The organism is Paenibacillus sp. BIHB 4019, assembly GCF_002741035.1.
Classification (GTDB): domain Bacteria; phylum Bacillota; class Bacilli; order Paenibacillales; family Paenibacillaceae; genus Pristimantibacillus.
In genome coordinates this window covers 6,313,288-6,325,744 of record NZ_CP016808.1, presented here as the reverse complement: position 1 = coordinate 6,325,744, position 12,457 = coordinate 6,313,288, and the positions used below count along the sequence as shown (strand labels likewise).

At 52.5% G+C, this 12,457-nt stretch carries 11 protein-coding genes; 6 read left to right on the top strand and 5 right to left on the bottom strand.

Going from position 1 to position 12,457, the window contains the following annotated elements:
• Position 1 precedes the first annotated feature (1 nt).
• Complete coding sequence (locus BBD42_RS27465) at positions 2-664, bottom strand: acetyltransferase (protein ID WP_099520751.1); 663 nt, start codon at positions 662-664, stop codon at positions 2-4.
• A gap of 209 nt (positions 665-873) precedes the next feature.
• Between BBD42_RS27465 and BBD42_RS27460 the strand changes: the two genes are divergently transcribed.
• Positions 874-2,820 (top strand): DUF4214 domain-containing protein, encoded by a 1,947-nt coding sequence (locus BBD42_RS27460; RefSeq protein ID WP_099520750.1) that lies wholly within the window; start codon positions 874-876, stop codon positions 2,818-2,820.
• Here BBD42_RS27460 and BBD42_RS27455 read toward each other — a convergent pair.
• From BBD42_RS27455 to BBD42_RS27445, 3 genes are all read right to left on the bottom strand, one after another.
• The gene (locus BBD42_RS27455; RefSeq protein WP_099520749.1) at positions 2,817-3,989 is read right to left on the bottom strand and encodes a glycosyltransferase family 4 protein; all 1,173 of its coding nucleotides are present in this window, start codon (positions 3,987-3,989) and stop codon (positions 2,817-2,819) included. The two genes, BBD42_RS27460 and BBD42_RS27455, sit on opposite strands and share 4 nt — an antisense overlap.
• Positions 3,990-4,152: 163 nt before the next feature.
• Complete coding sequence (locus BBD42_RS27450) at positions 4,153-5,262, bottom strand: glycosyltransferase family 61 protein (RefSeq protein ID WP_348272576.1); 1,110 nt, start codon at positions 5,260-5,262, stop codon at positions 4,153-4,155.
• Between the two features lie 81 nt (positions 5,263-5,343).
• Positions 5,344-6,018, bottom strand: a complete 675-nt coding sequence (locus tag BBD42_RS27445) for a class I SAM-dependent methyltransferase (protein WP_099520748.1) — start codon at positions 6,016-6,018, stop codon at positions 5,344-5,346.
• A 200-nt stretch (positions 6,019-6,218) separates the two neighbouring features.
• On the opposite strand from BBD42_RS27445, the gene BBD42_RS27440 reads away from it, so the two are divergent.
• From BBD42_RS27440 to BBD42_RS27430, 3 genes are all read left to right on the top strand, one after another.
• Positions 6,219-7,361, top strand: a complete 1,143-nt coding sequence (locus BBD42_RS27440) for a glycosyltransferase (RefSeq protein WP_172455655.1) — start codon at positions 6,219-6,221, stop codon at positions 7,359-7,361.
• Positions 7,362-8,084, top strand: a complete 723-nt coding sequence (locus tag BBD42_RS27435; protein WP_099520746.1) for a glycosyltransferase family 2 protein — start codon at positions 7,362-7,364, stop codon at positions 8,082-8,084. It begins immediately after the preceding gene.
• Between the two features lie 138 nt (positions 8,085-8,222).
• Entirely contained in the window at positions 8,223-9,290 is a 1,068-nt protein-coding gene (locus BBD42_RS27430) for a GT-D fold domain-containing protein (protein WP_099520745.1), read from the top strand.
• Between the two features lie 144 nt (positions 9,291-9,434).
• On the opposite strand, the gene BBD42_RS32015 is transcribed toward BBD42_RS27430, so the two are convergent.
• Positions 9,435-10,007 carry a hypothetical protein gene (locus BBD42_RS32015; protein ID WP_099520744.1) on the bottom strand — a complete coding sequence of 191 codons (573 nt, stop codon included), beginning with the start codon at positions 10,005-10,007 and terminating at the stop codon, positions 9,435-9,437.
• Between the two features lie 343 nt (positions 10,008-10,350).
• Here BBD42_RS32015 and BBD42_RS27420 point away from each other — a divergent pair, with 343 nt between their 5' ends.
• Complete coding sequence (locus BBD42_RS27420) at positions 10,351-11,397, top strand: mannose-1-phosphate guanylyltransferase (RefSeq protein WP_099520743.1); 1,047 nt, start codon at positions 10,351-10,353, stop codon at positions 11,395-11,397.
• Positions 11,394-12,347, top strand: a complete 954-nt coding sequence (locus BBD42_RS27415) for a GDP-mannose 4,6-dehydratase (protein WP_099520742.1) — start codon at positions 11,394-11,396, stop codon at positions 12,345-12,347. Before BBD42_RS27420 ends, BBD42_RS27415 begins: the two co-directional genes overlap by 4 nt.
• Positions 12,348-12,457 lie beyond the last annotated feature (110 nt).

Below are 12,457 nucleotides of genomic sequence, written 5' to 3'. Positions count from 1 at the left end.
GTTACGTTCGCTCTTGGTTCAAAAGACGCTTCACTGTGGCGGGAACGCCGACGGCAAGCGTGTGGTCCGGAATATTCCGAATGACGGCGGCACCGGCACCAATCATACAGCCTGCCCCAATGCGAATGCCATCGATGACAACGGTGCCTGTTCCAAGAAAAGAACCGTCGCCGACGGTTACGCCGCCAGACAGCGTGGTGCCAGGTGCCAGGTGGCAAGCCTCGCCAATGATGCAATCATGGTCAACTGTTGCAGCCGTGTTAATAATAGTGAGGGAGCCAATTCGGGCATCCGGCTGAATGATGCCTCCCGGCATAACCGCAATGCCATAGCCAAGCGTGGCGCTGGGAGCGATATAAGCTAACGGGCTTATGGCATTAATCAGCTCAAAGCCGAGGCTTTGCACGTGGAGGGCGAGCCGCAGCCGCGCCGCATTATCGCCGATCGCGATAAAAGCATGGCGTACGCCCTGCTCCAGCAGCAGAGGGAGCAGGGCATCATCGCCAAGCACAGGGACATTCAAGACCTGCCCGCCTTGCTCGCGGCCGATGCAGCCAATAACCTCATAGGTCTCGCTGGTCCGAAAAATATCAACGACGACTTTGGCATGTCCGCCGGCTCCAACAACAACGGTACGATAAGGATTCGCTGAAACAGCATTCATGCCGGATAGGCTCCTTCAACTATAAAATGAGGGGGTGATGCAGCTACTCCCATCATATTCAAAGGCCAGAAAATTGCTTCACTTGCAGCCGGGCAGTCGTCCATTTTTTCAAATATAGTTGAAATCCCTAGCAGGCGGGGGCATGTGCCGTTGCTATTTATCAGCGGGACAATACGCTATGGAGAAGGCAGAGCGATTGGAGGCGTGGTATGAAACGCAAAAGAGCTCGTAAACAAGGATCAGCGAAGCGCGGCTCGCATAGCCGCATATCGCGAAGAAAACGCGGCAAGCAGGCGCGAGTTGGAAAAGTAGCAAGGACAGGAAGACGCAAAGGCAAGCGTGGCGGCAGGAAACTGCGCGGCTCGAAAAAAAGCAGGAATAGGCAGAAGGCAATCGAACAGATCCAGCTTGCGGTCGAGCCGCCGGCACCGGTCGAGCCGCCTCCAGCACCAATAGATACGGAGCAACTAAAAGCGAATAATGCGGCCTTCCGGCACGGATTGCCCGCAGGGGCACCAATTGTAGAGCTGCTGCGCCGGGTATTCCGGCTGGGGAACGAAGATTTTATATGGGAGCTGTATCGTCAGGTACTCCAGCGCGAACCGGATATCGAAGGCTTCAACGGCCATCTCAGCCATTTGGTCCATGGTACGCCACGGGCGGTTATTGCTGCGGCACTTCTTCAGAGTGCAGAGGCGGAAGCTATTTTTTCCCGAGTGCCATCTGGAGAAGCGAATACGACGGCCCATCTGATTCAGCATTTGTTCCCCGCTGCGGATTTGGATTTTATTCATGGCATTCACGTGCAAATGCTCAATCGGGCGCCGGATAGCAATAAAGTAGGACGATACACGACGGCCTTGAAGCAAGGATTGCTGCGGCGCGCATGGATAGCGAGCCTTGTCATGTCGGAGGAGTTCGGCCTGCTCATTAAAACGGCTTATTTGCCTCCGCTTGCAGCAAGTGCAGCCCGTGTAAACAGCCGTCAAATCGGCATGTTCCTTTGCTTTGGGGTGCAAATTGCGATGGATGGCGAAGGCATTGGCCGTTTCATCGTTCGTTTGTCGGAAGGTTTACTGGCGCTGGAGCATGATTTCACACTTCATGTGGCGACAACAGAAGCAAATTACGCCGAGGCTGCGGCTGTTTATGCCCCGCTGCTCGCGGTTTATGGCAATCGCTTGAGGCTGCACCGTACAGACAGCATGGATACGGTGAATCGCAGCGTGCCTGCGGATATATGGATTGTGCCGTACGTAGGGATGGCGCTCGCGCAGTATTTGGAAAAACCTTATATGGTTTGTCTGCATGATCTCGTATACTTGCATTTGCCTGAGCTGTACAGCGCGTATACCCAGCATTACCAATATATCCATTCTGTAGCGCAAAAGGTGACGGAAAAAGCGGCGAAGGTAGTCTTCGCTTCGGAGTTTACGCGCAATCATGAGGGGTTGGAGTTTCTTAAGCTGGCTGTCCATAAGACGGCTGTCGTGCGCTTTGCAGCGCCGCATGAGGAATATGCGATTTTTCAAACGCATAGCGAGGAGAAGTTCCGCCATGCCTACAAGCTGGATGGTCCATATTTGACCTTCCCGTCGGTAGTAAGGCTGCATAAAAATCATGAAGGCCTCATCAAAGCCTTTTCGCTGTTCAAGCAGACGGAAGCAGGAAGAGCAACAGGCATGAAGCTTGTTTTTACAGATGATCTTGGAAACCGTCCGCGGCAGCAGGAAATTTTGGCAGCGCTCAACGAAATTGCCGATCCCGTTATTCGGGGCTCAATCGTGTTTATGGGGCGCATAGCTTCGGCAGATTTGCCTTCCCTATACCGCTATGCCGCAGGCACAATCGTCCCGACGCTCTTCGAGGGAAGCTGCCCTTTTCCTATACTCGAGTCGCTGCTGATGAATACGCCAGTCGCCTTCGGAAGACTGGAAGTGGTGCAGGAGGTGATTGGCGACATGAGCTGCTTCGCAACCTTCCATCCGCATAATATCCAGGAGATGGCGGACGCTATTGCACGTCTGTCACGGGAGGGAGAAGAGGTTGTCCCAGATCAACAGGCCGCACTTAGCGGCGCGTTGAACAGGAGATGGCTGGATGTCGCAGGAGATTATGCAAACGTCATTGATGAGGTGCAAGCAGCTGCCGATTAGCGCAGCTGCTTGCCATAATACCGCCAATACGTATCGCGAAAAACGTTCAAATAACGCTTTGCCACATCATCCCAGCTTTCAGCTGGATCATGAATGCCCGCTACAGCGGCATTTTTGTATTCATCATAATTCGCAGTCAAATCTTCAAGCGCTTGAACGATGGAATCGGGGCTATGGGGGTTGAACCAGGCGATTTTGGCACTATGCCGAGCCAGATGCTCGCGCATGACCGGAATGTCCGAGCAGAGCACCGGAGTACCGAGGCGAAGCGCTTCTTCGACAGGATAGCTCCCCCCACCTTCTGATAGGCTGGGCATAATGAGCGCCCAGGCATTTTTAATGAGCGCGGGAATATCCTCATCCCCTATAAAGCCGAGCGGGTAAAGATCACGATTGACGACAAGGCCTGTTCGGCGAATGGTGGAAATGAGCGTTGGAATCCAGCTGTGCTGCGGTGTGCAATCCGGAAACGGCTGCCGCAGCGTTTCAGTTAAATAGCCGGTGAGCACTAGCGGACATTTCGTGTGCCCCTTCCAGTGGGACAAGGCTTCGAGCAGATTGTTATGGTTTTTATGCGGTGACGTATTGGATGGGTAAATGATGTATTTGGACGGAATGCGTGCAGCGGTGGCTGGAGAGACCTGGCTAGCATATTGTGCAGCAATCGGTGTAATGGCATGGGGCACAACAGTTGCCGATTGATTGCGGGGGCCGAAATGGGCAATGAGGCGATTTTTCACATGCTCCGAAGAAACGACGACGGACGTGACGTGGTCCAGCCATTTTTTCGATAAAATCCAGTGGCCCTTAAGCTGCTCCCCATCCATAAATGGCGGCACATAATCGAACATCGTCGTATCGTGAAAGGTGCAGACGGTCGGACGGTCAAGAGCGTGATAGGGGTGGGTGTGCGGCCAGTAGTAATAGACGACGTCGATACCGGCGAGCAAATAGGAATTTTGGTCGGAATCGATGCTGTACTGGGTGGATACCATCTCAACCTTGCCTAATGCACGCAGTTCCGCAACGTTGCGTATGAGGGAATCGGGTGAGAGGACGAGCCTGATCTGCTCGACGTCCGGCTGCCTGGCCATAGCCGAAATCAAATTATGGAGCAGCCTCATGCCACCGCCGATGGAAAAATGGACAGACCATACAAGAATCCGCATTGTTACAAACCTCCTGCTGGCGACGATGCTGTCTCCTGCCTAACAGGGAGGATGCCAGCCGTTGCTCCATGAAATATGAAAAATGTTGCGCTTGCGAATTCAATATATGTTGTCATGAGGGCAGTTATTCGCAGCAGGAGCAATGTCCAGGCCCGCAGCGGGTCTAAATGCCTGCGAGCTTCAGCACATGTTCAAGCTTATTGATATTAACGACAATATTGTCTGTTCCAACGAAGGGCTTGGGCGGCTGCTCCACCTCGCATACGATTTCATAATAGTCTACGCCAGCATGCGCGCACAGCTTCCAGAAATAAGGGTCAACGAAGGTGGAAGGAGCAAGCTCAAAAAGAGCTGCGCCCGGCTCGCAAAAAGCGATGTTGATGCTGCCGCTCCCGAAGGGGGCCACAATATGCTGCGCTGACGAGAAAATTGCGATTTTCTCTGCGGTAGAGAGGGGAGTGAGGACGATTTCCCTGAAGCCCTTGCCTTTGAGAAAACGGAGAACCTCGTCCTCGTTGGCGACGAAGCGGGCCGCGGCATCCTTGCGGGTAATATAAAGACGCTCAAAGCCTTTTTTGGTTTTCACATGCCGGTCAGCTTTAAGCCGCTTGGTCATGAAATGCGATGCCCACGGCGGACATTTGCCGACCATCAGCGGCACCGCCGGCACGATTAGGCGGTCGGCAAGCAGATGGAAGTCTGCATCCTCGACCTGAATGCACTTATGGAGCGGAATGCCGAGCATGGCGAGCGATTCATAATGAAAGGGGTGAAACAGCTTGCCAATGACATATTTGTCAATTGGAATGCCGCTTTTCTCCAGCAAATGGAGCCTAGGCAGCAGGTCGAAAAACCAGTGTCCAAAAATGTTTTGCGTACACGCCTTAATATGCGGCATGTTCCAGCCCCAAATGAGCGTGGCGACCGTTCCCTTGAAATGCTGAGGCTCTGGCAGTTCCGAGAAATCAATGAGCGGACAGTCAAGCTCGACATCACGCAGCCGCTTATTGTCCGGCGTAACAACATAAGCATTGCTCGTCACCAGCCGTCCGCCAGGGATGGCCGCTACAAAAGCTTCGTCAAAGGCAGAAGCCGTCACCCAGCGGGGCTGGTCGATGCCTTTGCCCGAAGGAAGCGTGAGCATTTCAGCCGGGTAAATGACCTGATAATAATAGGAAAGCAGATCGGGAGGGACAGCCGCTTGCTGCGCCCAATCTCTCGTTTTTTCATAAAACTGCTGAGGGATAGTATAGATAGGGATCGCCTCCTTCAATCCTGATTATGCAGCGCGATTGGCGTATCGTATCGTTCTGCTCGCTGCATAATGCTAGAATTGCAAAATATGCTTCCATCTCTAACCGTAATGATCGGCAAGCTCCTGCTGCCGCCCAATGATCGGCTGGAAGCTGGCTGGGCAGCCTTTAGGGAACAGAACGCCTAAACCGTTGGAATGCTCGAAATGCAAATGAGGCATTGCCGAAAGCTCTGCCCAAAGCTGGTAAACTCCAAAATCCGCGAGCCGAACAACGGTGTCATGAAATAAAATGATGCCGCCCTCCGCAAGCTTCGGAAGCCAAGTCGTGTAATCGTGAAGAACGGCTTCGTACACATGATAGCCGTCAATATGCAATAGCTGAATGGAACCGTCGGGAAAGGCAGCCAGCGCCTGGTCAAAGGTACCGCGCAGCGGTGTCCCGATGCCGGGAAATTCACGAGCGCTTACAGCATTGACCGCAGCATACATCGAATCATCAAGCGTACCGTAAGCCCCGGTATGGGCATCGCCCATCCATGTATCCACCGCATAACATGCGCTTTTCAACTGAGCATCCTTAATTGCTTGGCAAAAGCTGAAATAGGATGTGCCGTACAGCGTACCTAGCTCCACAATTAGGCTTGGGCGAGCAAAACGGACAAGATCATAAGCAAATTTTCGATGCCCGGACCAAGCTCCGCCTGCAATAAAGCTTGCGGGAAGCTCAGGTGCTGCATCTGCAATAAATTTCGGGTTGTGAAACGTCCAGTCCATAACATCCTCCTGCCTTGCAAAATAGAAGCATAACTACACTATCCTATGTGCAGCTTGCCAGATAGGATAGGGCAGTTGCGCCAAGTCAAAGCGCACATTTCTCCTCTTTATAGACGTACAGCCGCCGTTGCGCGCGCTTTTCCCTCACATACAATGACAACATAAACGAATATATCCGAATGGATGCGAGGTGGAATAGGTTGAGAAGCCGCAGTAGAAAAAGCGGCCGTGCGGGAAGAAGAACCCCGCGCAGCTCACAAGGCGGCATTCGCCGCCGCACGGCCAGACGTCCGGCGGTACGCTGGCGCAGACAGCGCAGGGGTCAGGCGCAGCGCGGGGGGGCGCTGCAGCCTGCGATCATTCGAGGGCTGTGTGCAAAAGCGCGAAACGGCGGGCTCGCAGCGGGCTTAACGACGAGACAGGAGCCTGAGCCAGCCGATGAGCTGCAGCATCTGCAGCGGTTATGGCATAGCTACCGCCTTGCGGCGAACGGGGCAGCTTCTAAATCAGCATATTTGGCCTGTATGAAGGCCTTCATAGAGGGATATTTTGCCGCTACGGGAAGCCCGGCGCCAAATTGGGTGCTGCTGCCGACTAATCGGACGGTGGCGGCGGTCGTGATGGCGATGAATGAAGAGGAATCTATGACTTCCATGATTCGGCAATTGGAGAGGCTTCCTCTACATGAAATCGTCGTCGTCGTGAACGGCTCGACCGACATGACGGCGAGCAAAGTCCGGGAGAGCGGCAAAGCTGTACTCATTCATTACGCCGGAGCGCTCGGTCATGATGTGGGACGGGCGGTGGGCGCAAGAACAACGGTTTCGGATATCGTAATGTTCGTCGATGCGGATATTCCGGTTGCTGCGGAGCAATTGCTTCCTTTTATTGAAGCAGTCGCTGGAGGGACGGATATGGTGCTCAATAATTTATCTTCTTATATGGGGAATTTTTCAGGAAGAGATGAAGTTATGATGCTGAAGGAATTCATTAACCGCTCGGTGAATCGGTCCGATCTTACGGTTAATTCCTTGACTGCCGTTCCGCATGCGCTCTCCCGCAAAGCGATTGAGGCGATTGGAGCAGCGCATCTGGCCGTTCCGCCGAAGGCGCAGGCGATTGCGCTCCGATATGGCCTCAAGGTAGGTACAGCGAGAATGGTGGATGTCATTCGACATAATCGGCTGCGTCCGGGAAATGTAGGCATGGGCAACCAGGTAGCGAGGCTTATTGTAGGCGACCATCTGGAAGCACTGGCGTGGATGATGAAAGCGGGAAATGCCCGCCTGCAATATACGGACGGAGTAAGGGATCGCAAAAGTGCCCGCGGAGGAGGGGAATAGATGCTGACCAGTATTATTATTCCAACCTATAACCGCTTGCCGCTGCTGCAGGAAGCGATTTATTCCATTCGCAGCAGTACACCGGAAGCTTATGAGCTGATCGTTGTGGATAATGGCTCAACGGATGGCACAATCGAATTTTTACGTGAGCAGCACATTACATTTGTCGGCTTGCCGGGCAATCAGGGCTTTCCTGCCGCCTGCAATTGGGGGCTGCGTCTGGCCCGCGGGGAGCAACTGCTGCTGCTGAACAATGACGTGCTAGTGGCGCCTGGCTGGCTTGGGAAGCTGAGGCAAGCTCTATTAAGCAGTAAGCAGATTGGCATCACGGGGCCGATGTCCAACTTTGTAAGCGGCAGGCAGCAAATCGAAATGCGCGGCAATTATACGGAGATGGCAGAGCGGCTTGGCGCAGAGGCGGCAGGCAATTATGAGGAGGTCAACCGATTGGTTGGCTTTTGCCTGTTGTTTTCACGGGAGCTGATGGACCGAATTGGTCTGCTGGATGAGCGTTTCTCCCCAGGTCATTATGAGGATGATGACTATTGCTATCGTGCGCGGCAAGCAGGTTATCGACTGCTGATGGTTAAGGATACATTCGTTTATCATCATGGCAGTGCAAGCTTTAAACAGGAGGGCCAGGATGCGGTAGAGCGTCTGCTTGCCCGCAATCGGAAGCTGTTTTCAGACAAATGGGGCGTGGATCCGCAGCAGTTTATTTAAAATATAGAGAAAGGATACCCGTACGCAATCCTTTCTCTATATTTCTCGGAATGAAACGCGCTGCGCCGCCAGAGGACGACGACAACCGTTTCACCTTGACCAGATCCAAATTTTGCACCAAAGCAGGAGGTGTTCAGCATGAAAACAGCGAGAAGGCGCAAAGCCTCCAGCATTCCGATTAAGCGGCGGAAGAGGCGTGCCGTTTCAAAGAGGAAAAATCGCTCGGCAAAGCCCGACAAGCCGCAGGCGGCTAAGTCACCCTATCAGGATGGTTATCAAACCGGTCATCAGGAAGGCTACAGCAAAGGCTATGAAGATGGAAGCAAGCAGGCAGAGGAAGAAAAGACAGACCACCTGCATGGCTGGGAGCTCGCTGAGAAGGCCGGCTACGAGAAAGGGCTGAAAATCGGACGCTACGAGGGCGGCGATGCCATCATCGACGAGCAGCTGCCGGAAACTCATGTGCTTCCAGATACATCCGTAGCACAGATAATCGCCTCGGGCATCGCTGCGCTAGGAGAACGCGTCGTCCATCTTTTGACTGCTGAGCAGGTGGCAGGGCGATTGCTGGAAGCGCTGGAGCAGCGCAAGCCGCTATCTGTCGTGCGTCTTGGTGATGGCGAGCTGTTGACGCTGGCACAGGAAAGTGTGCTGCCGACTGAACAGATTCGCCAGGAGGGCGGGTTTTTAGAGTATGCCGGAGTGAAGGTGCCGGACATTGCTGCACGCGACCGCTTGCTGGCAGCGGTAAAGCGGGCTGACATTGTAGGTATTCCAAAGCTGCGGCAGCCGAACTACCAACGGCTGGCCACGGACGTTTTTCAATCGTATGGCATTGACTTTCGCAGTAAAGTGCTGACAGATTCGCTCGTCAATTATCGTTTGTATCAGGACGGTCATTTGTCCCGTCTGATGAAAGGACGAAGAGTGCTTGTTGTTGGAAATTTGGCGCAGCCGCTCGCCGAAGTGCTCGCTAAGAGCGGCGTGGCGGTTGCAGGAGCTGTTGCGCAGGTTCAAGGAATCCATGATGTGGACCGGGTGATGGGGGAGATCAGAGGGCAAAACTTTGATCTGGCGTTAGTGTCAGCAGGCATTGCGGCTGTAATTCTTGCGGATGCGATAGCAGCAGAAATGGGAAGGGCGGCGCTTGATTTCGGCCATATGGCTAATGCAATCATCAAAGGGGAGGCGCCGTTGCAGGCTTAAATCGGTGGCAGCAGCGCTAATCAAACTTTTTCTCCTCATAATTAAGCCGGTGAAACGAATCTCAACCGTAAGCTTTTTCTTAAAGCGATTTTATGTAAACCGTCCCGTGAGGGACGGTTGTTTTTCTGTAATGGACGCAGCAGCTTAGGAAGGGATAGTGCCAATTGTAGCAGTAAGCGACGAGTAAGTGATGTCAGCTGTAGTACCTAGTGCGATAACAATGCCCGATACGGTAACTTGCAGTTCGTACGTGTGACTGCCAGCAGCCAGACCGCCGTTGAAGTAAGTGATCGGAATTACTCTATCCATAGCGAACAATCCAAGCAGAGTGATTGCAAGCAAGTCGGAGCTTGATACTGTAGCTACAGTGACGCCATCTTGCAGCAGGTCTACTGTAATTGTCGGGTTAAGCGCTACAACTAGAAGAGCAGTAAAGTTAATAGATACATTAACGGTACCTTCAATAATCACCTGGTTGGAAGTGGCCGTTACCGGAACAATTAGAGTAGCAGCAGTGACAGCTGTGTCGGCAGCAGTGATAGCAGTTGGAACAGCACCTTGAATACCTACAGCAGCAGAACCAGGTCCAGCAGGTCCAGTTGCGCCTGTTAGACCAGTTGCACCAGTAGGGCCGGTAGGTCCTGTTGGTCCAGTAGGTCCAGTCGCACCAGTAAGTCCTGTAAGGCCAGTTAAGCCAGTTAATCCAGTTTCACCCATAATTGATTCATCTCCTTTCAATCATATACCACATCATATGTTGATAGAGCGTAATAGCAACGGTATTTGTCCAAGGATAATCGTATATTTTACAAAATGATAGAATCTAAAGTTTGACTCAAGCGATTTCCTCAGTCTTCTTCTGGCAAATGCAATAAAGGCGGCGATAAATGCCCGATTTGCGGCAAGGGCAGGCAATTCGTCCACTATGAAAGCTCTAGCAAAGCATACGATGTTGAAGAGACGATACTATACTTTCGGCACCGGCTATGGTAGGAAGGAGCTGCACATTGGCTACACGCACATGTATAATAGAAAGCCATTTATTTTGGGGTGAACCGGCATGAAGGCGGTCATTATGGCAGGGGGGAAAGGGACGCGCTTTTGGCCGAGAAGCACGACGGCAAAGCCGAAGCAGTTCCTTTCCTTAACATCCGGCGAGGCAACCATGCTGCAGGAAACGTACAGCCGTTTTCGCAGCTGCTTGCCGGAGGAGGATGTTTATGTAGCAGTAAGCCGCAATTATTTGCCGTTTGTTCGGGAGCAGCTGCCGCAGCTTAGCGAGGATCAGCTCATTATTGAGCCGGAGCAGCGGGATACAGCGCCTTGCATTGCGCTGACGGCGAGTTTTTTTCAGAAACAGGGATTAAATGAAGTCATTGTAACGGCTCCTTCGGATCAATACATTCCAGATGCTGCCGAACTGATGGAGGCGCTGCGGGCAGCGGAACAGGCAGCTCGGGATGAAGGCGTTGTCGTAACGATGGGGATTGTGCCAACAAGGGCAGAGACGGGATACGGCTATATTGAAGCGGGTGAGCATGAAGATGGCAAATATGGGCCAGGCATTAAGACGGTGAAAGCTTTTATCGAGAAGCCGACGCTCTTGCGGGCGGAGGAACTGATCACGATACCGAATATGTACTGGAACAGCGGCATTTTTATATGGAAGCCGTCGACTATTGCAGGTTACATGCAGCTTTACCAGCCAGATATGTGGCGTGTTTTTGAACTTGAAGGGGAGCAGCTCGCAAAAGCTTATGTGCAGCTGCCGAAGCTTTCTATTGATTATGCACTGATAGAAAAGCTGGAACGACTGTATACGCTGCCGATTGCTTTTACATGGGATGATGTTGGCGTGTGGACATCGCTTGAGCGCATTTTTGGGTCGGACGCCAATGGGAATATTTTGCTTGGAGAAATTTACCCGACCAGCACGAGCAATAGCATCGTTTACGCGGAGGGGCAGCGGGTACTAGTCATTGGCGTTGATAATCTGATCATTGTATCGACGGACGAAGGACTGCTGATTTGTCATAAAACACAGGAGCAGGCGGTTAAACAAGCGATAGCCGCGATGGATGCTGAGCGAGAGGGAGGCATGCCGTGAAAGCATTGATTACAGGCATAACCGGCTTTGCCGGAAGCCATTTGGCAGAGTATTTGCTGGCGCATCAAATGGAAGTGTCCGGCACCGTAAGAAAGACTAGCAGCATTAAGCACATCGCTCATTTGCTGCCCGCTGTGAGGCTTTATGAATGCGAGCTGACTAATGAAGCCGATGTGGAAAAAATGATAGCGGACGTTAGGCCGGACATGATTTTTCATCTGGCAGCGCAAAGCTTCGTGCCAAAGTCTTGGGAGTCGCCGCTTGCGACGATCTATAACAATATTGCCGGGCAAATTCATTTGCTGGAAGCAGTACGAAAGGCAGGAATCAATTGCAAGCTGCTGCTCGCCTGCTCTAGTGAGGAATATGGCCAGGTAGACACGCAGGATATTCCGATTAAGGAAACAACGCCGCTGCGTCCTCTCAGTCCCTATGCTGTGAGCAAAATTACGCAAAATTATTTAGGCTACCAATATTATCGCAGCTATGGGATGCATATTGTATGCATGCGTACTTTCAACCATACGGGACCACGGCGCGGCGAGCAATTCGTAACCTCCAACTTTGCGAAGCAAATCGTCGAAATCGAGCGGGGACTAAAGCCGCCCGTCCTATATGTCGGCAATTTGGAGGCAAAACGCGACTTTACCGATGTGCGAGATGTTGTGAGAGCGTACCACTTGGCTATTGAAAAATGCGAGCCAGGAGAAGTGTACAATATTGCATCGGGAAGCTCGCGGGCGATTGGCGAGATGCTGCAGACGCTGGTCAGCCTTAGCAGCAGCACCATTTCGATTCAGGAAGACCCGGCGCGGCTGCGGCCTGCGGATGTGCCCGAGCTAGTCGGCGATTATTCTAAATTTCATCATCGTACGGGCTGGCGTCCGGAAATTCCTTTTGAGCAGACGATGCAGGATTTGCTAAGCTATTGGCGGACGGAATTAGGTTAGGCTGCATGTAGGATGACCACGTCTGCGGGGAACAGCATAAGCTTAGAGTACTTTTTGGCTAATATCCTCTAGACGGAAAATCGGACGGCGGCTTTATCGTTGTCTGATTT